The sequence below is a fragment of the Rhizobium sp. SEMIA4064 genome (genome assembly GCF_003025035.1).
In the GTDB taxonomy this organism is placed as follows: Bacteria; Pseudomonadota; Alphaproteobacteria; order Rhizobiales; family Rhizobiaceae; genus Rhizobium; species Rhizobium paranaense.
Map to the genome: position 1 here is coordinate 72,508 of NZ_PYJN01000013.1, position 18,193 is coordinate 90,700.

Here is an 18,193-nt window from a genome sequence, read left to right on the forward strand (position 1 = left end):
CGTCTTGCGTATCCCATGGATGCGCCGCAGCAATGTCTGATCGGTCGAAAGCGGATCTTCACAAGGCTCCGCTTTATCTTCTGAACCTGTTTTTTGCCGCATTGCTTGGTCAAAGAGCAGGCAATGACAAATGAAGGGACTGCCGGTGAGCGATACGAACCAGAACAATGGAACTCCGAACGGGCAGAAGGGGCCGATTATCCCGAAATCGGCCAATGAAGCTCTGCGTCCGGAGCGTGTTCCGGATCCGCCGAAGCGTTCCCGCAAAGCCCGCAGCCAGATGGTGATTTTCCTGAACTTTCTGATGACGCTGGTCGTCTTCGTGATCGTTCTCGCGCTCGTCGGCACCTATTACGCCATCTCCGCCTATCAGAGCCCCGGGCCGCTGGCGACCAACTCCAATTTCATCGTGCGCAACGGCGCGGGCCTGGCCGAGATTTCGAGCCGGCTGGAAGCCAGCAACATTATCTCCGATGCCCGTATCTTCCGCTATCTGACGGCAACCTATCTGCACAATGGCGAGACGTTGCGATCCGGCGAATATGAGATCAAGGCCGGCGCCTCCATGAAGGACATCATGGAGCTGTTGAAATCCGGCAAATCGATCCTCTATTCGGTTACCTTGCCGGAAGGCCTGACCGTGCGGCAAATATTCAACAAGCTGCAGGCGGACCCGGTGCTGGAAGGCGATCTGCCGTCGGCCTTGCCGCCAGAGGGCAGCTTGGAACCCAATACCTATAAATTCACGCGCGGCGCCAAGCGTACGGAAATCATCGATCAGATGAAGGCCGCGCAGGAAAAGCTGGTCGATGAGATTTGGGACAAGCGCGATCAGTCGCTGCCGCTGACGAACAAGCAGGAACTGATCACCCTGGCGTCGATCGTTGAAAAGGAGACCGGGCTTGCCGATGAGCGCGCTCATGTGGCGTCCGTCTTCCTCAACCGCCTCGGCAAGGGCATGCGCCTGCAATCCGATCCGACGGTCATCTATGGCCTCTTTGGTGGCGACGGCAAGCCGGCGGATCGCCCGATCTTCCAATCGGACCTCAAAAAAGAAACGGCCTACAATACCTACATCATCAAGGGCCTGCCGCCGACGCCGATCGCCAATCCGGGCAAGGATGCGCTCGATGCAGTTGCCAATCCTTGGAAGACACAGGATCTCTATTTCGTTGCTGATGGCTCGGGCGGCCACGTCTTCGCCGCGACGCTGGAAGATCACAACGCCAACGTCAAACGCTGGCGCAAGCTCGTCGCGGAAAAGGGCGAGGACCCCAGCGCGATCGCCGTTGACGGTCAGCCGGAAGATAGCGGCACCACGGCCGGTACGCCCCCCTCCGGCACACAGCAGAAAAAGAAGACGAACTGATCTCTGCTGCGCCGTGCTTCCTATGGGACGCGCGGCGTAGTCTCATTTGCATTGATGGTCCATGATCGTTGAGCGATTGTGGACGAGAACTATCGGAGGCTTGCATGGCATTGCAGTCCATGACCGGTTTCGCCCGGCGTGAGGGAACGAGTGGGCGCTCTCGCTGGGCATGGGAATTGCGATCGGTCAACGGCAAGGGCCTCGATTTCCGCCTGCGCCTGCCGCAGGGGTTGGAGCGTCTGGAAACCGATGTGCGCAAGCTCATCACTGACCGGTTTTCGCGCGGCAATCTGCAGGTCGGTCTTTCTCTATCCGTCGATGAAAGCCGCGTCGAGGCGGTGGTCAATCAGGACGCACTGGCAACGGTGCTGGCACTGCGCGGTCAGCTCTCCGGCGTCATCGATCCCGCGCCGTTGCGGCTGGACACGCTGCTGGCCATCCGCGGCATAGTCGAGTTCAAGGAAGCCGAGGAGAGCGAAGAAGCGCTTGCCGCGCGCGACGGAGAGGTCATGGCGGGTCTGGAAGCCGCGCTCGGCGATCTCAGCGACATGCGCCGTCGGGAAGGACAGGCGCTTGGGCAAATCCTGCTCGGTCATGTCGGCGTCATCGAGACGCTGACGGCGACGGTTGAGAGCGATCCATCGCGATCGCCGCAGGAAATCGCCGCCAGGCTGGCAGCACAGGTTGCCATGCTGCTGGACGGCACTTCCGGTCTGGATCGCGATCGGCTGCATGCCGAGGCCGCTCTCATCGCCACCAGAGCCGATCTGCGCGAAGAAATCGACCGGCTAAAGGCGCATGTAACGGCCGCCCGCGACCTTATCGCCAAGGGCGGACCGATCGGACGCAAGCTTGATTTCCTTGCACAGGAATTTAACCGGGAATCGAATACTATCTGTTCGAAGTCGAATGCCGCAGCGGTCACCGCCGCCGGCATCGAACTGAAGGTGGTCATTGACCAGTTCCGCGAACAGGTCCAGAATTTGGAGTAGGCCATGAAGCCGGCGACATCCACATCCATTCCGATTGCCCGCCGGGGGCTGATGCTCGCCATTTCCTCGCCGTCAGGCGCGGGGAAATCGACGATCGCGCGCACGCTGCTGGAAACCGATAAGCAGATCGGTCTTTCCGTCAGTGTGACGACGCGGCAACGGCGGCCGAGCGAGATTGCCGGCGTGCACTATCATTTTGTCTCGCTGCGGGAATTCGAGCGGCTACGCGATTCCGACTCCCTGCTGGAATGGGCTGAGGTGCACGGTAATTTCTACGGCACGCCGCGCGAGCCGGTGGAAACGGCGATGTCCGAGGGCCGCGATATGCTCTTCGATATCGACTGGCAGGGCGCGCAGCAACTGCAGGAAAAGATGCCCGCCGATGTCGTCTCGATCTTCGTGCTGCCGCCCACCATGACGGAGCTGCAATCGCGTCTGCACCGCCGCGCCGAGGATTCCGAAGAGGTGATCGCCACGCGGCTTGCCAATTCCAGGGCCGAGATCGCCCATTGGCGCGAGTATGACTATGTCATCATCAACGATGATCTGAACGCCGCTTTCGACGCGGTTCAGTCGATCGTCAAGGCAGAGCGCCTGCGCCGCGACCGCCGCCACGGCATGTTCGACTTCGTTCGCGGCCTGTTGGAAGAAACGCCGAAGCTGTAAATGGCAATCAGAGAGAGTTCGCCAGCCGGCAGAACTCTTCGACGGAGAGCGTTTCAGCGCGTCGCTGAGGGTCGATATCGGCTTTCAGCAGCAGTACTTCGCCCCCGAGCGGCTTAAGGCTTTGGCGCAGCATCTTGCGCCGTTGGCCGAAGGCGGCGTGCGTTATCTTTTCCAGCTTGTCGACGGAACAGGGGATCGGGTTTTCCTTGGGCGTTAGATGGACGACCGTCGAGGTGACTTTCGGCGGCGGCGTGAAGGCCTGCGGCGGTACGTCGAAAGCCATGTGTGCGTTCGTGCGCCAGCCGCAGAGAACGCCGAGACGGCCGTAGTGATCGTCATCCTCGTCGGCAACGATCCGCTGGCCGACCTCTTTCTGGAACATCAGCGTCAAGGACTGCCAGAAGGGTGGCCAATGGCCAGGGAGTAGCCAGTTCACCAGCAACTGTGTGCCGACATTGTAGGGCAGGTTTGCAATGATCTTGACCGGCCCTTCGGGCGCCAGCGCCGCAAAATCCGTCTTCAGCGCATCGCCCTCGATGACATCCAGCCGGCCGGGATAGTGATCGGCGATCTCGGCGAGCGCCGGCAGGCAGCGCGCGTCGCGCTCCACGGCGATGACCTTGGCGGCGCCGAGCGCAAGGATGGCACGCGTCAGCCCACCAGGTCCCGGGCCGACTTCGAAGACGGTGACGCCCTCCAGTGATCCGGCGGTGCGGGCAACCTTTTGTGTCAGATTAAGATCGAGCAGAAAGTTTTGGCCGAGCGCCTTGCGCGCGTCGAGGCCATGGCGCTGGATTACATCGCGAAGCGGCGGCAGACCATCGAGTGCGGCCATCAGTGACTGCTTCCCGTCGCGCGGCTGATCTGGCTCGCGAGCTTGAGCGCTGCCACGAGACTGTCTTCCTTGGCGATACCCTTGCCGGCAATGCCGAAGGCCGTGCCGTGGTCCGGCGAGGTGCGGACAAAGGGAAGGCCTAGCGTGACATTGACGGAATCGTCGAAGCCGAGCGCCTTGGCCGGAATCAAAGCCTGATCGTGATACATGCAGATGGCGACATCGTAGCGACGGCGCGCATCGTCGTGGAACATCGTGTCGGCGGGGAGGGGGCCAAAGGCATCGATGCCTTCATTGCGCAGCACGTCGATCGCCGGACGGATGATCTCCTCATCTTCCTTGCCGATCGCGCCGCTCTCGCCAGCATGGGGGTTGAGGCCGGCAACGGCCAGCCGCGGCTTCGCGATGCCGAAACGCGTCTTGAGGTCGTGGTTGGTGATCCGGCAGGTCTCGATGATGAGATCCGAGGTCAGCGCCTGCGGGACATCCTTCAGCGGAATGTGGATGGTGACGGGTATCGCCCGCAATTTGGGCCCGGCCAGCAGCATTACCGGCATCACCGGTTTGCCGGTCGCGTGTGTCGCGAGATCGGCGAGGAACTCGGTATGGCCGGGAAAGCCGAAGCCGGCGTCATAAAGGACCGACTTGGCGATTGGGTTGGTCACGACCGCGGCGGTCTCTCCCTTCATGCTGAGCGAAACCGCCATCTCAATGGCGGCAATCGTCGCCTTAGCTGTCGCGACATGCGGTTCACCGGCAACCACATCCATGCCGGCGGCGATCGGCAGCACCGGCAAGGCATCGGCAAAGGCATCGAGGGCAGTCGACGCATCAGTTTCCCGAAGCGGCACGGTCAGATTCAACTGAAGCGCTCGTGCCGAAAGAACGTTGGGATCGCCGAGAAACAGAAAGGGGGGCAAACCAAACTCGCCGCGGCGCAGCCAGGCGGCGAGCGTGATGTCGGGTCCGATACCTGCGGGATCCCCTTGCGTGAGTGCAAGGGGGTGGGAAGGGCGCGAGGGCATCGGGACGATCAGCGATAGAGGATCTGCGCCTTGGAGCGCAGTTCGTCGATGTACTTCTTGTCGTTGGCGCTAACGCCCTGGGCATTCGACTTGCCGAGATCTTCTGCGCGGAAAACGGCTGCTGCGGCAATGTCGTCGTTCACCTGGCGCTGCGAGCAGATGGCAACATATTCAACGCCACGATCGGTCACGATCGCATCGGTCGTGTTACCCTTTGCCTTCTCCAGCAGCGGCTTCCAAGCTTCCGGAAGGTCGGGGGCGAGCACGCGGCCGAGATCCTGAACGGAGACGTCATGCATGGTCGCGGCAAAGACCTTGGCTTGGTCGCAACCGGGGAACTTCGCTCGCGAGGCTTCCGCTTCGGCCTTGCGTTTGCCGAGAATGGCGTTGCGCTTTGCACTCGGAACGACGAAGACCATCTGCTTCAGGAAATATTCCGTCGTGACCGGCTTCGTCTTGTTTTCCGTCATGCGCGTCACGAGGTCGTCATTCGACATGCGGCCGCCGCTCGAGCCGAAGCGGGCATTGACGACGCGCGGCCAGCTCATGGAAATGGCGATATAGGATTTGAAGTGGTCGACGGTGACGCCCATCTTGTCCAGGATCTGTCCAAGCTGCTGCGGCGACATTTTGTTGCTGGCGGCAAAGCGGGCGAAGGCGTTGTCGACATCTGTCGTCGATACCGACATGCGGACGCGGGAGATTTCCGCGCGCTTGAGCGTCTCATCGACGAGCTGCTGCTGCGCCAGCTTGTTGAGGTCACCTTTCGCGTGCTGCAATTTCAGGAAGTTGACGCGCTTGGCGATATCGCCCGATGTGATCACCGTGTTGTTGACGACGACCTTCACCTCACTTGCCGCGAAGGCAACATCGCTGCTTGGTATTGCGAAAGAGGCCATAACCAACGCTACGGCGCCGAATAGCGCAGCGCGCATCGGTGTCTTTCCAGAGAACATCAATTACCCCTTCCCAAAGGTCTTTGTCCGCATCGCGTCACATTGGGACGCCCTTGGCGCAATACGGCAATTTCGCGCCAATATCTACAACAAGCACGACGAATTGCAAAATCCTTGCGGCGAAACAATGACGCGGAGGGAAATGCGATCCATTCAAAGCAAAAGGGCCGGCTTCAGAGCCGGCCCTTTTGGATTTGAGTGATCAGAACGTAGCGTCCTGAACGTTGCCAAGATTGACGTCGCCGAGCGTACGGAACGTTATGCGGGCGCCGATAGACCAGTCGCTGCCCGATTGGTTCGTCGAATCCTTCTTATCCAGGAAGGAGACGCTGAAGATCGTGCATTCATCCTCATAGGACAGACCGATGCCCTGGCGGGTGATCTCGCTGTCATTGAGATCATAGCTGACCGTACCGAAGACGGACCAATAGTTCTTGAACTTGATCTGTGCGCGGGTCTGGATTTCGTCCTGATCCGAGGTGAAGCCATATTGCGGCTGAGCGGCGATATGGGTGTAGGTCACCGACGTCTGGAAGGCGTCGTTCGCATAGCCGACCTGGGTATCGCCGCGACGGAATGCAAAATCCTTTTCGTCGAAGCGGTAGGACTGCGAAAGCGAGATGCCCTGCGGCGTGGTGAGGCCGAACATCGTCACATAGTCGGAGCGGGTGGTTTCAAGCCCCGAATCCGAACCGGCACCGACCAGATCGTCGGTTGCGAAGGAGTTTCGTCCGGCAAGCTGGTAAGATTGGCCGAAGATGTGCTGCAACTTATAGCCACTGTCGAAGCTGCCCGTATAGCGCCAGCCCACGTTGGCACGAGTGCCGCCTTCTACACGGTCGAAGCCGGAGAATTTGTCGCGATCGAACAGGTTGGTCGCATCGAAAACAAAGCTCTGCGCATCTTCGTTCGGCAGACGCCCCGCAAGTTGCTCATCAGGGCGCACATAGACTTGCGCGATCGGCTCGAACACATGCGTGCTGTTGCTCGTGGTGATGAGGAACGGGTACTTGGCTTCGAGGCCAGCCGTCACCATACCGCGTGTCGCATAGTCGCTGGTGTCGTAGTTGCCGGAATAGTCGCCGTTAGGCGGATCCATATCTAGGCCAAAAACGTCGCCACGAGCTGCGGCAAGCGGAGTCAAGACCAAACCCTGATCGGTCGTGAAGGTACGTTGCCACTGTAGCTCGGTCGTAAGACGCGTATAGCTTCCGGAAAGACCAAGGAAACGGTCGTTCAGGCTTGCGTCGCCGAGACTGGCGACGTTGTCGAGCGTTGACGCCTTGTCACGCGACAAATGCGTGAAGTTCATGGTCGCGGACAATTCGCCGCCATACACCGAGTTCGGATCGACATAGTGATAATCGAGGCTCGGATAGACCACGGCTTGCTGCTTTTCAGCAGTGCTGTTGTTATCGGCATCCTGAATGTCATAGTAGAAGGCGCGCATATCGAAATAATTGCGCTTGCCGAGACCCGTCAAATAGATGTCGTTCGTGTGCGTGCTCTGGCTGAGGCCTTGCAAGCCGTAGGTGCGCGAAAAGTTATTGTCGCTTTGCGCCATGACATCCCAGCCGAATGTCCAGCGAGGATTGATTTTGAAATCAGCCTTCGACGCGATCACGCCGCGAGTCTTGTGCTCAGCATCACTGGTATTGGCGGTGAACTGATCGGGGCTCATCTGGTTGATACCGGCAACGCGCAGAATATGCGTACCGTTTTCAAACCGTTGCCGGAATTCGCCTTCGAGCAGCAGGCCTTGGCTTGTATAGCCGGTAGCGCTGATCGTCGCGTCCATGCTCGGCGAGATGACGTAGTAGTAAGGAACCTTCAGGCCAAAGCCGAGGTTCTCCGAGATGCTCATCGACGGAAACAGGAAGCCCGACTTGCGCTTCACCGTATTGTCTGGAACTTCGATCCACGGAACGTAGGCGATCGGCTGGCCGAACAGTTCGAAGCGGGCATGCTCGAGACGGACGGTATGCGTCACGCCGTTCTGCACCACGCGCTGAGCCTTGACCTGCCACAGCGGCGCGCGGCCCTGCTCGGAGCACGGCAGACAGGCGGTGTAGACACCCTTCGTCAGGATCAACTGATTACCGCCGACACGTTCGCCCTTTTCGGCGGCCATGCGGGTATTGTCAGGCATTTCGATGCGCAGAGCGTTGACGAAACCGTCGGAGAAACTGTCGGTGACATCCATTTTGTCACCGTACATACGGTTGCCGTCCGGGCTGATCAGCTCGACATTGCCGATCGCCGTCATGCGCCCGCTTTTTTGATTATATTCAACCTTTTGCGCGACCATCTTGTAGCCGCCATAGTTGATCTGAACCGCACCGCTGGCGGTAACGATTTGCGTATCCTTATTATAGACCAATTCGTTCGACGAAAGGATCAGCTTGGAGCCTTCCGGTACTTTGACCTTGACGGGAGAGGTCGCAGCGCCGGCGCCGCCGTTATTATTGTTGTCCTGGGCGTAAGCTACGACCGGGCTCATGACAAATGCATACGCAGCCGCGCCCATGACGAGGGCAGCGACAAATTCCCTGATACTCTTGCGGTTGCCTGCCGCCACTTAGCCGTCCTCCTGATGAAGCAGGATCGTTGCTCCGAATGCCAAAGCGACGATCACGGGTATCCATGTCGCCACGAAAGGAGGAACCACTCCGCTGCTCCCGAATGCCTTTACCAGCACGGTGACAACATAAAGCACGAAGCCTGAGAGGATTCCACCCAGAATCACGGAGCGCGATTGGTTGAATCTACTGAATTTTAACGAGACGGTGGCTGCGATCAGAGTCATCGCCACCAAAAGGAATGGCTGCGACAGCAGGGAGTGAAATTGGGTCTCAAGAGCTTTGGTTGAGATGCCAAAAGACTTTGCTATCTGTATTCGATTAGAAAGATCATAAAAAGCAATGGTTTCAGGCTGCGCCAAACGCTCTGAAACGAAATCCTGTTTCAGATTCGTACGAACCTGTGTCGTGTTTTTATGAACGGGAATTTCGCCCGGGCTGCGCTCGACAACACCGTTAAGAAGCCAGTAACCATTTTCCAACTTTGCCGACTGGGCGTCCTGCCTGAGAACGATATTCCCCTGTGAATCAAAGTGGATAAAGACAACGTTCATCAGCGTCGTGCCGTTGTCGAGAACGGCCTTGGCGCCAATGATGATGTCGTCTTTGCCATTCGATTGGCGCAGCCACGGGATGGAAAGTGTGTTGTGATAGGACGGGTCGCCGCGCAGGTCGGCTTCCATCGTTTCCGCCTGCTTTTGTCCCCATGCCGCAACCGGATTGAGGGCAAACATGGTCAGGAGGCCGACAAAGAAGGCGCCGACCACGAAGGGCGTCATGAATTGCCAAACGGAGATGCCGGCGGCACGCGCAATCACGAGTTCACGACGCCGGTTGAGCGCGATCAGCACCGTCATGCCGACGAAGAGGGCAATGAACGGCACTGTCTGCTGCAGGATGAACGGCAGTCTGACGGCCGTCATCAGCAAACCTACCCTGACCGTGTATCCGGGAAGGCCCGCAAGCCTTCCGGCGGTCTCGCTGAAGTCGACGAGATAAACGATCGAGATCACGCCGAGGAAAAACCAGAAGGTCGTCACGACGTAACGCATGAAGAAGTAGCGGCCGAGCGTATTGAAGATCATGCGCTGCCCCCATTGGAGCCGCCGGGCGCCGGCATGCGATCTTGAATCTTCTGCCGCCAGCTACTGAAGCGGTTGCGGATCGACGTCGGCATCGACATCTTCCGGTTCCTGAACAGCAGGGCGATTGCAATCAGGGCCGCGCCGATGTTGGCCGCGTAGAGGACGCCGATGAAATAGGGGGCATTCTCAATCTGGTTTGCCGCATAGAAATCCGCCCAGCGCAAGGCAAAAGCAATCGTAAGCGCCGACACCATCGGATGCAGCCGGGCCTCGCGATGGGATCGCGCATCGCCGGCGATGACCAGGGATATCAGGGCAAAGATTGCGGGCAATGCCCAGTCGGTAAGACGCCGGTGTAGTTCCGAGCGATAGCCGCCTGGTTTTGCTTTATAATCCGCATCGTTCGGGTCCGGATTGAGCAGGAAGCCGAGACCACGGTCGCCGGCGCGCAGCGTTGCTTGGCCGCGGCTCTGCGTCATGTCGGAAAGATCGAAGGAATAGGAGTCGAATTTGATGACGGAGACGTTGCCGTCAGGCGTCTTGCGGTGAACTTCACCGTCCTTCATCAGCAGCGACGTGCCGCTCGCATCGACGGCGCCTTCCTTGGCGTAATAGATGAGATCGAAGCCAGGATCGCGCGAATCCACCACGAACAGGCCCTTCAGGATTCGTCCCGACATGCGCTGGGTGATCTGCACATAAAGCCCGTCTTCGATACGCCGGAAATTCTTCTCTTCGATAACGGTCGAGAGCAGGTCGGCATAGGCTTCGGCGACCATCTCGCGGGCGGCGACGCGCGCCTTCGGCTCGACCATATTGTCGACGACGAATGAGAAAACGCTGATAGCTATCGCGAGAATCATGATCGGGCGGATGATGATGCTGCGTCGTGCGCCTGCCGCCTCCATGACGGTCAGCTCCGAATCGCTGTTCATCGCCGTCAGCGTCTGCGTAATGCCGATCACCAGAGCAAAAGGCAGGACCACGGGGATGATCGTCGGCAGGATGAGCGTCGCGAGCTTGGCAAATGAGCCAATCGACTGGCCGCTATCGGTCACGAGATTGATGCGCTGCAACACCTGGGTCGTCCAGATGATGGCGAGCACCGGCAGCAGCGCTACCAGGAACATCATGCCGACACGCCGTACGATATATGTTTCGAATAACTTCATGCCGGCCCTTAAACGCAACACTCCGCGGTGTGAGCCGGCAGAGATTCATCCTCCTCTACGCCGTTTGCGTTTTTTTGGCGACAGCCCACTCGCAAAAAATTCGTTAATTTTCTGAATTTCTTCTGCTGTGTGTCGTTTGGGATAACGCCATGAGAGCGGAGAATATGACAAGCGAGGAAAGCCAGCCCAAAACGGCATCCGAGAGGTAGTGACCGCCGAAAGCCACTCTTAAAGCCGGAATAAGAATCGAGATGGCTGCGATCGGCAGGGCAAGGGCCGTCCGCGCAGGCTGCGGTATGATGAAGATCAGGCAAAACAGCCAGCCGGCAGCGGCCGCTTCGCCGGAAATGAAGGAGCAGTTGCTGGCGCATTTTCCGGCAAAGGAACCGGCGTGAACGAAATCGAGCAGGCCGCCGAAGAGGTCGGTCTGTCGTGGCCGAGGGCGGCCGGAAAAGGCCTTGAGCCAGAGATTGACGATCAGCACTGGGCCGAGAAGCAGTGAGCCAAGCGCGATTTTCAGATTGCGGGCACGCAGCGTCTTGAAGGTTGCGCCATGCTGCTGCCAGCACAGGACCAGCATCCAACAGAGAGCAATCGCGACGACATAGGGAACCTGAAAGAAAATCTCCCTGAGCAGGCGCATGTGCGGATCGTCATTATAAGGAAAAATACCACAGACCTGGCCGGGCCTGATGGGAAGGACGCATTGCTCCGGCAGGAAAAACACATTGGCGACGGCAAGATCGATCTGCGGAAGAATTGAAAACAGCCCAAGCAGTATCCACCAGAGGCAAAAGAGAAAGACGAAAGCATCGCCTGCCGTGCGCGGTCGCAGGATTTCGGGGAAACGATCCCGGCGATCGAAGCTGGTGAAGTCTATGATCAAGGCGATGTTCCGATAGATGATCGCGCCGCGCAGGCGGCGATACCCAATACATGCGTCGGCAAACTAGCGGCGATCGATGACAGGGATTTGAAGGCCTCAGAGGTGTTTCTTCGGGGAATGCTTCGCCAAAAGCTTGTATTTGATAGGGAAACCTTGAATGATCGGGAGTGTATAATTCTATTTTGCACTACGCGTTTATCGGAGCAGAAATGTCTGTGAAATTCGAGATTTCCTTTGCTAAATCGGTCCGGCTGAATGGCGGTTTGGCCATTCTCCTGAAAGACACGGATAGCGAGTTGCCGGCAGGGGCCGAAAGCGCCGATCCGGCGAATGTTTTCGCCAAGGCCGCACGGATCGCCCGGTTCACAGCCAAAGGCTTGAGCAGCCTCGATATCGTCGCGCCCGAAGGCGCGCCGGTCGACCGGATCATCGTTATCGGCACCGGTAAGGCGAAGGAACTGAGTGCGCATGACTGGCTGAAGCTCGGCGGCGGCGCGGCTGCGAAAATTCGCAATGTCGACAAGGCTGCGATCTTCATCGATGTGCCTGGCGCTGAGGCCAAGGCGGCCGCCGATTTCGCCCTCGGCATGCTATTGCGCGCCTACAGCTTCGATACCTACAAGACCAAGAAGAACGACGACGAGGACAAGAACGGCACGCCGAAGTCCGTCAAGGTGACCATCGTCACCTCGAATGCCGTTGCCGCCAAGAAGCTCTTCGCCGCATCGGAAGCGATTGCCGACGGCGTGATTCTGGCTCGCGATCTCGTCAACGAGCCGCCGAATGTTCTCGGCCCGGTCGAGTTTGCCGCCAAAGCCAAGGGGCTGGAAAAGCTCGGCGTCGAAGTGGAGATCCTGACGGAGCGGGAAATGCGCCGGCTCGGCATGGGTGCACTGCTTGGCGTAGCGCAGGGTTCCGTGCGTCCGCCGCGCCTGGTGATCATGCAGTGGAAGGGCGGCAAACCGAAGGACAAGCCGGTTGCCTTCATCGGCAAGGGCGTGGTGTTCGACACTGGCGGCATTTCCATCAAGCCGGCTGCCGGCATGGAGGATATGAAGGGCGATATGGGCGGGGCTGCCGCCGTGACAGGCCTGATGCATGCGCTCGCCGCGCGCGAAGCCAAGGTCAATGCCATCGGCGTCATCGGCCTAGTCGAAAACATGCCCGACGGCAATGCCCAGCGTCCTGGCGATATCGTCACCTCCATGTCCGGTCAGACGATCGAAGTGATCAATACGGATGCCGAAGGCCGGCTCGTACTCTGCGATGCGCTCTGGTACACCAATGACCGCTTCAAGCCGCAGTTCATGATCAACCTCGCGACGTTGACCGGAGCCATTCTCGTGGCGCTCGGCAATCTACATGCAGGCCTGTTCAGCAATGATGAAAAGTTGGCAAACGAACTGACCGCCGCCGGCCTTGCCACCAACGAGCGCCTGTGGCGCCTGCCGCTTGGCAAGGACTATGACAAGATGATCGACAGCAAGTTCGCCGACATGAAAAACACCGGCGGGCGCCATGCCGGCTCGATCACTGCCGCGCAGTTCCTCAAGCGTTTCGTTCAGGAAACGCCCTGGGCACATCTCGACATTGCTGGCACGGCCATGGGCTCGATCCAGGATGAGATCAATCAGTCCTGGGGCTCGGGTTTCGGCGTACGCCTGCTCGATGAGCTGGTTCGCCAGAACTACGAATCGTGACCTTCGAAAGCGTTTGAGATAGAAGGAACGGCATGACCGACGTTCTCTTCTATCACCTGACCGAATCGAAGCTGGAAGATGCCCTGCCGCCGCTGATCGACAAAAGCGTCGAGCGCGGGTGGCAGGTCGCCATCCAGGCGCGCGAAGCGGCGCGGCGGGATGCTCTCGACGCACATCTCTGGACCTATCGCGAAGACAGTTTTCTGCCGCATGGCACGGATGATGGAGAAATGCCGGATAAGCAGCCGGTGCTGCTGACTGTCTCGCCTGACAACGCCAACAACGCCACGGTCCGCTTCTTCGTCGATGGCGCCGAAGCCTCGGATATCGAGAATTACCAGCGCGTTGTTTTCATGTTCGACGGCTACGACCAGGAGCAGTTGGAAGGTGCCCGCGCGCAGTGGAAGAAGCTGAAGGGCGAGGGGCATAACCTCACCTATTGGCAGCAGACGCAGGATGGACGCTGGGAAAAGAAGGCGTGATGGAGTTTGATTACGGCTCTAGTGACGGAATCGTCTAGGGCGAGATTGTCGCTATCCGCCCTTGCCCCTTGAGGCTCGCCTGCAACCTCCGCACCTCGGGGCGAGGTGACCACGGAGCCAGTTGTGCGAAGAGGCGCGCTCACGGTAGGCGCGCCTCCTGCCTATCTCAATCGTGGAAAGCCTCGACGAACTTGCGCTTGCCGAGCATGAAGGCGTCGGCGACGTGGCGAAGCGGGGCCAGGTCGACATCCGACGTGCCGGCTTTGACGATCTCGGCGAAGCGGCGATAGAGCGAAGGATACTCAGCCTCGGGGGCGGTGAACGTCAAAGCGCCGTTCACGGAAAGCTTCGAGCCGCCCTCGGAGAGCACCATCTGGCCGGCTTCGGTTTCTGCGACGATATCCCAGCTCTGCTTACCGGTCTGGCGCCAGTCGAATTCCGCATGGACAGGAAGTCCCTGGCCACTCTTGAACTGCAGGTCGGCCGCAATTGGTGAATCGCGGTTTTCGGGGAATTCCAGCACTGCGCCCGTCAGGAACAGCGGCGGCAGGATGTGGGTGACGATCGACAGCGCATTGATGCCGGGATCGAAGACGCCGAGGCCGCCGGCCTGCCAGATCCATTCCTGATTCGGATGCCAATGGCGCACGTCTTCCTTCCAGATGACATGGGCGCTCTTGATCGTCGTGCCGGCGAGGAAAGCCTTTGCAGCCTCGACGGCCGGCGCATAACGCGAATGCCAGCTTGCGAAGAGAGAAACGCCCTTTGCCTTTGCGAGCGCTTCGAGATCGGCAACTTCGCTCAGCGTGGCGCCCGGCGGCTTTTCCAGGAAGACATGCTTGCCGGCTTCGAGAGCCTTATAGGCTGCCTCGTAGCGATATTGCGGCGGCATGCAGAGCGAGACGGCATCGATCCCCGGAACGGCATCCAGCATAGCCTCGATGCTGGTGAAGGCCGGGATGCCGTCCACCGTGCCGTGACGGCTCGCCGTGGCGATCAGTTTGAAATCTGAATTGTTCGCGATGGAAGGAAGATGCTGATCGCGGACAATTTTGCCGACGCCGACGATGGCGAGGTTGATGGGGGACATGGGGTGTCTCTCGATTAGTATGATTATTGCGTGATCTTTTATCAGAATGCAGCGGGTGGGCAAGACCGGCAAGCGTAAATGCGAGCGATCCACCGGATGCCTGAAGCGCTGAACTCAATTCTCGCGCGGCTTCATGATCGTCTCCCGAAGGAAACTGTAGCCCAGCGCGATGCGCGCCGCGAGCTGCGTCGACGCGCCGTCGCCCCCATGGCCGCCCGAGTGGAATTCGTGGAACAGCGGATGATGGCCGAGTTCCTCCATGCGTGCCGCAAAGCGCCGCGCATGCGAGGGATGAACCCGGTCGTCATTGCTGGAGCTCTCGATATAGATGGGCGGATAGGTGATCTCCGAAGCCGGCTTGAGATTGTGCAGCGGCGAATAGGAAAGCAGATAGTCCCGATCCGCCTGGTCGTCGGGATCGCCATATTCGTCGATCCAGGCCTTGCCGGCCGGGAAGACATGAAAGCGGCTCATGTCGAGCACCGGCACCTGACACCAGATCGCGCCGAAGTCTCGCGGATAGCGCGTTAGCATCACGCCGGTCAGCAGCCCGCCATTGCTGCCGCCATTGGCAGCTATGCGCGACGGCTTGGTATAACCGCGAGCGACGAGATCGCGGGCGACGGCAACAAAATCGGCAAAAGCCCGGTGGCGGCCATGGCCCTTGGCGGAACGATGCCAGTTGGGGCCGAGTTCGCCGCCGCCGCGGATATAGGCTTGCACATAGGCGCCGCCCTGTTCCAGCCAGCGGCCGGTGACGCCGGAATATTGCGGACGGACCGAGAAATAGAAGCCGCCATAGCCGTACATCAGCACCGGCAGTTCGCCTTGGGTCCATGTCTTCGGCAATACCAGACGGTACGGCACCTTCGTGCCGTCTTCGGAAGTCGCCTCGAGCAATTCCGAGGTCATGCCGTCGCTATCGAAATAGGCCGGGGAGCTCGCCGTGTGAATAAGTTCGAGCAGCTTTCTGCGGTCAGCCAGTTCCAGACGGTAGCAGGAGGGCGGCTGCAGGAAGCCTTCGCCATAGACCTGCAGCGTGTCGTCGCCGAGATGGAGATCGGAATAAAGCGGCCAGACCGTTACCGTCTGGACATCTGCCGGCAGCGCGATTTCCTGGATCTCGGCATCCGCCCTGGTCAAGTCGAAGACGAAAAGGCGGGGCTGCAAGTTGTCGGAGACGACGAAGACGCACCATTCGCGCATCAGCAGGAATTGCGACACCGACTGCCGCTCGCCGGGTGAAAACAATATGCGCATCGCCTCGGCGCCGGGATCGCCGGCCTGCCGCGGCAAGGGTTGCAGCGCAAGGCTGCCGGCGGGTATGCGCTCGTCGGTCTTGGCGAGCCAGAGACAATAGGAATAGCTGAGCTGGACGTCGATGTCCCTCGGCAGATCGATCCGCCGCAGCGAAAAATCCTCCTCCTTGATGAAGACGCTGGAGTTGCCGATTTCGTGGCCGGAGATGAACAGGCGGATCGGCTTGGCCGTACCTTTCTTTGCTGTGCCGGCGAGCACGGGATCGAAGACCAGGCAGGAGCCGTAGACGTCGGTGTCAGCGGTGGCGTAGAGCAGGGGGGCCTTTGCTGGTGGCTGGCCGCGTTTCAGACGACGGCCGACGCGAGGCCAGCCGGAGCGCGTCGAGGAGAGGCGGTCGATCGAGCCGAAATAGGCGATTTCGTCGCGGCTGAGCCAGGTGGCGTGGCAACGCGTCGGCGGCGTGTCGAAGCCGCCTTCGACGATGCTCTTGGTTTCGCAATCGAACTCTAGCAGGCGTCCAAGATCGGAGCCGCCGTCGGAGAGGCAAAGCAAGACCCGCGTCGGTTCCCAAGGACAGGTGATTGCGCCGCGCCAAAGCCAAAGCTTGTTTTCTGATGCGCAGAAAGCGTCGAGATCGAAGATCGGCTCCCAGGGCGCGTCGGGCGAAGGGGCGACATTGGCGGGCAATCGGAACCACATGCCGAGGGGATGATCCGCGCTGCGGTGGAAGTCGAACAGCCACTTGCCGCGGCGCACCACCTGGATCAGCCGGTCTTTCCGCTCGATCAGAGCCTTGATTGCCGCGCTATCCACCTCGAACTCAGGCGTCATCAGAGTCTGTTCAGACTGTGCATCCCTTTCAGCGACGAATTGCAGTGTCAGTGGATCGTCGTCATGCTCGAGATGGAGGTTCATAAGGGGCCTGATATGCGATTGATGATGTGACTCAAATATAATCAAATCAAAATACATTCGGGGAAGCAACAGTGCTTCCCCGAATGTGTTCCATTATGCAGTTTTCTGGCGTTTATCCCGCCTCAGCGCACAACCCTGGCGCTGGCCTGGGCGATCAGGTTAGTTGCAGGCGCGGAGGTGCCCTTGTACTTCAGCGTCACGACCTTGTAGCCCTCTCTTTCGAGGCGCGTCAGAAGGGTCGGCAGCATGGTGGCCGTGCGCTGATGGATGTCGTGCATCAGGATGATGCCGCGGCCGCGCTGGTGCAACTGGTTCATGGTGCGGGTTACAACGGCTGACGGCGACGAGTTGAAATAGTCCTTGCTGTCGATATCCACATCCATGATGACGAGATCACGCATGGCGACGGCGGTACGCAGGCGCTTGGAATCGGCGAGGTAGGGGAAGCGGAAGAAGGAAACATCCGTACCGATGACCTTGGCGACAGCATGTTCGCCGCGGGTGATCTCGGCCATCGCCATGTCGAAGCTCATCTTGTCGAGATCGGGATGGCGGAAGGTATGGCTGCCGATCGTGTCTCCGTCGGCTAAGACCTTGCGGGCGGTGGCCGGGTGCGCTTCCGCCATCTCGCCAACCATCATGAACGTCGCCTTGACGCCGAATTTGTCGAGCGTGGAGAGGATGCGCTCCGTCTTGCCCGGCGCCGGACCGTCGTCGAAGCTAAGAATGACTTCCCTGTCATCCAGCTTGAGATCGTGCAGCGAGGACACTTCCAAGGTCCGCCCGACCAGGTGATGCGGGCCGCCGGTATCGCCCGTTTCTCGAGTTTCAAGCTCGGCGCCAGCCCATTTCGTTGGCTCCATGTCGACGGGGTCGCTTGCCTTCAACGGCTTACGGTGCGGCTCTTCCGCAGCAAAACTCGTCTTCAGCGACGCGTCGCCGCCCGGTTTGGTTGCGCAGCCGGCAAGAGATAAGGACACGGCAAAGCCGGCCAGGAGAAGACGGAAGGTCATCGGAATCGCTCAACAATACATTAATGAATGTTGGGCGCATTTTTTCCGATTATGGTTAATGATCGGTTAGTTTTGACGCACGGATGCCACAGGAATTAACCGTTTTTAGAGCGCCACGCGTTCATTCGAACGAGCAAGGATTTCTATAACGCTTTGAAATATAGGCAT

General features: G+C 59.4%; 15 protein-coding genes. 5 read left to right on the forward strand and 10 right to left on the reverse strand.

Features of this window, described 5'->3' with window-relative positions:
- Positions 1-145: 145 nt before the first annotated feature.
- The 3 genes from mltG (at position 146) to gmk (ending at position 3,027) form a co-directional block, all read left to right on the forward strand.
- Positions 146-1,369, forward strand: a complete 1,224-nt coding sequence (gene mltG / locus C9E91_RS06910) for an endolytic transglycosylase MltG (protein WP_107108106.1) — start codon at positions 146-148, stop codon at positions 1,367-1,369.
- A gap of 104 nt (positions 1,370-1,473) precedes the next feature.
- The gene (locus C9E91_RS06915) at positions 1,474-2,361 is read left to right on the forward strand and encodes a YicC/YloC family endoribonuclease (RefSeq protein ID WP_107107622.1); all 888 of its coding nucleotides are present in this window, start codon (positions 1,474-1,476) and stop codon (positions 2,359-2,361) included.
- A gap of 3 nt (positions 2,362-2,364) precedes the next feature.
- Positions 2,365-3,027: a guanylate kinase gene (gene gmk / locus C9E91_RS06920; RefSeq protein ID WP_107107623.1), complete on the forward strand. Its 663-nt coding sequence runs from the start codon at positions 2,365-2,367 to the stop codon at positions 3,025-3,027.
- Between the two features lie 7 nt (positions 3,028-3,034).
- Here gmk and rsmA read toward each other — a convergent pair whose 3' ends face one another.
- The 7 genes from rsmA to C9E91_RS06955 all read right to left on the reverse strand — a co-directional run bounded on the left by rsmA (position 3,035) and on the right by C9E91_RS06955 (position 11,565).
- A complete protein-coding gene (gene rsmA / locus C9E91_RS06925) occupies positions 3,035-3,862 on the reverse strand; it encodes a 16S rRNA (adenine(1518)-N(6)/adenine(1519)-N(6))-dimethyltransferase RsmA (protein ID WP_107107624.1) in 828 nt (275 codons plus the stop codon).
- A complete protein-coding gene (pdxA, locus tag C9E91_RS06930) occupies positions 3,862-4,887 on the reverse strand; it encodes a 4-hydroxythreonine-4-phosphate dehydrogenase PdxA (RefSeq protein WP_107107625.1) in 1,026 nt (341 codons plus the stop codon). The genes rsmA and pdxA overlap by 1 nt, the downstream gene beginning before the upstream one ends.
- A gap of 8 nt (positions 4,888-4,895) precedes the next feature.
- Entirely contained in the window at positions 4,896-5,786 is an 891-nt protein-coding gene (locus C9E91_RS06935; RefSeq protein WP_245407463.1) for a SurA N-terminal domain-containing protein, read from the reverse strand.
- A 259-nt stretch (positions 5,787-6,045) separates the two neighbouring features.
- Complete coding sequence (locus C9E91_RS06940) at positions 6,046-8,421, reverse strand: LPS-assembly protein LptD (RefSeq protein WP_107107627.1); 2,376 nt, start codon at positions 8,419-8,421, stop codon at positions 6,046-6,048.
- Positions 8,422-9,507, reverse strand: a complete 1,086-nt coding sequence (lptG, locus tag C9E91_RS06945) for an LPS export ABC transporter permease LptG (protein WP_107107628.1) — start codon at positions 9,505-9,507, stop codon at positions 8,422-8,424. It lies immediately after the preceding gene.
- Entirely contained in the window at positions 9,504-10,679 is a 1,176-nt protein-coding gene (locus C9E91_RS06950) for an LptF/LptG family permease (protein WP_107107629.1), read from the reverse strand. The genes lptG and C9E91_RS06950 overlap by 4 nt, the downstream gene beginning before the upstream one ends.
- A 103-nt stretch (positions 10,680-10,782) precedes the next feature.
- A complete protein-coding gene (locus tag C9E91_RS06955; protein WP_107107630.1) occupies positions 10,783-11,565 on the reverse strand; it encodes a phosphatase PAP2 family protein in 783 nt (260 codons plus the stop codon).
- A 209-nt stretch (positions 11,566-11,774) separates the two neighbouring features.
- Here C9E91_RS06955 and C9E91_RS06960 point away from each other — a divergent pair, with 209 nt between their 5' ends.
- Together C9E91_RS06960 and C9E91_RS06965 are read left to right on the forward strand one after the other, a co-directional pair.
- Entirely contained in the window at positions 11,775-13,265 is a 1,491-nt protein-coding gene (locus C9E91_RS06960; protein ID WP_107107631.1) for a leucyl aminopeptidase, read from the forward strand.
- 32 nt (positions 13,266-13,297) lie between these two features.
- A complete protein-coding gene (locus C9E91_RS06965) occupies positions 13,298-13,747 on the forward strand; it encodes a DNA polymerase III subunit chi (RefSeq protein WP_107107632.1) in 450 nt (149 codons plus the stop codon).
- A 166-nt stretch (positions 13,748-13,913) separates the two neighbouring features.
- On the opposite strand, the gene C9E91_RS06970 is transcribed toward C9E91_RS06965, so the two are convergent.
- The 3 genes from C9E91_RS06970 to C9E91_RS06980 all read right to left on the reverse strand — a co-directional run bounded on the left by C9E91_RS06970 (position 13,914) and on the right by C9E91_RS06980 (position 18,025).
- Entirely contained in the window at positions 13,914-14,837 is a 924-nt protein-coding gene (locus tag C9E91_RS06970; RefSeq protein WP_107107633.1) for a Gfo/Idh/MocA family protein, read from the reverse strand.
- 114 nt (positions 14,838-14,951) lie between these two features.
- On the reverse strand, positions 14,952-17,012 hold the full coding sequence (locus C9E91_RS06975; RefSeq protein WP_107107634.1) for a prolyl oligopeptidase family serine peptidase: 2,061 nt from the start codon (positions 17,010-17,012) through the stop codon (positions 14,952-14,954).
- Between the two features lie 122 nt (positions 17,013-17,134).
- Positions 17,135-18,025: a polysaccharide deacetylase family protein gene (locus C9E91_RS06980; protein WP_107107635.1), complete on the reverse strand. Its 891-nt coding sequence runs from the start codon at positions 18,023-18,025 to the stop codon at positions 17,135-17,137.
- Positions 18,026-18,193: the final 168 nt, after the last annotated feature.